Annotated in this window: 2 protein-coding genes; both read left to right on the top strand. The window is 40.8% G+C overall.

Annotated elements, in window-relative coordinates; all coding sequences use genetic code 11:
• The first annotated feature begins 284 nt into the window (after positions 1 to 284).
• Positions 285 to 563 carry a hypothetical protein gene (locus F6K49_RS52835; RefSeq protein WP_293111117.1) on the top strand — a complete coding sequence of 93 codons (279 nt, stop codon included), beginning with the start codon at positions 285 to 287 and terminating at the stop codon, positions 561 to 563.
• A gap of 107 nt (positions 564 to 670) precedes the next feature.
• A partial coding sequence (locus tag F6K49_RS52830; protein WP_293111115.1) for a hypothetical protein occupies positions 671 to 1,022 on the top strand: 352 nt, incomplete at its 3' end.

Here is a 1,022-nt window from a genome sequence, read left to right as displayed (position 1 = left end):
CAGGCAACAGGCAACAGGCAAGATTTAATCAAGTAAATATAAATTTTGGCTAGTTTTAAACCCCTGTAATAATTGTTTAAATTTAATTTATAAAAACTAGGTAATATCCAAAATAATCTAGCAGAGCATTATATCAATAATTTAATTTGTAAAAAAAAAACAGAACTGATAAAAAACAATTTCAGTCCTAAAAAAAAATATGAGTGTTCCCTGTTCCCTGTTCCCTGTTCCCTGTTCCCTTTGCTAAAGATTATAATTGAACTACTAATCACCAAGATTTTCTGATGGCTGAGATCACACTAGGGGATTTAATCACATTGATTTTCCGAGAGATCACTGACACATTGGAACAAACAAGTGATCGGGCTGCTGAACCATTGAAGTTACAGGTCACTGATGTGGATGTTGAGATTCCTGCCCATCTACGCCTGCAAACTGACCCCCAGTCTTTACCAGAAAAGTCACGTAGAGTGATAGTTACAATGCCATCAGCTCGTGAAACAGAACCAGTTGGTAGTAATGGTCGTATCCGAATCACTATCACTACTGAAGACAAAAGGTAAAGGGTAAACTATGGCATGTATAGCAGTTCTCAATTGGGTGAGATCCCCCGCCCTTGGGGTTAATGGAACTAGCGAGTAGGGAAGTCAGAAGAGGGAACTTCGGATCGATGAGTAATGATGAGTCAGTAACAGAGGATAACCAAGAATGGCAGTTGGCAGAATTGGTGGATGCGATCGCATCGGAAATTGACTATGCGGAAGATACTCTCTCCCTCAAATCCTATGCTCGTGGTAAGTCTTTGGCTATCAAACAGCTAAACCTGGATTTGGAAGTAACAGTGCGTCGTGGTCAAGATGGGGAAATTTGGTTTCGGACGGTTGTTGATCCCAAGGAAAATGGTGCTACTGTTCTCAAATTGGATTTTACCCAAGTACTACAGAGTCAGTTGCATGGGGTACGTAAGCCTCTAGACCGACCAGTAGATAACCGTCCTCTGGCTACGTTACCAGATATTACTG

The organism is Moorena sp. SIO3I6, from assembly GCF_010672095.1.
Note: the sequence above shows the minus strand (reverse complement) of the source record. Positions and strands in the feature narration are given on the sequence as shown.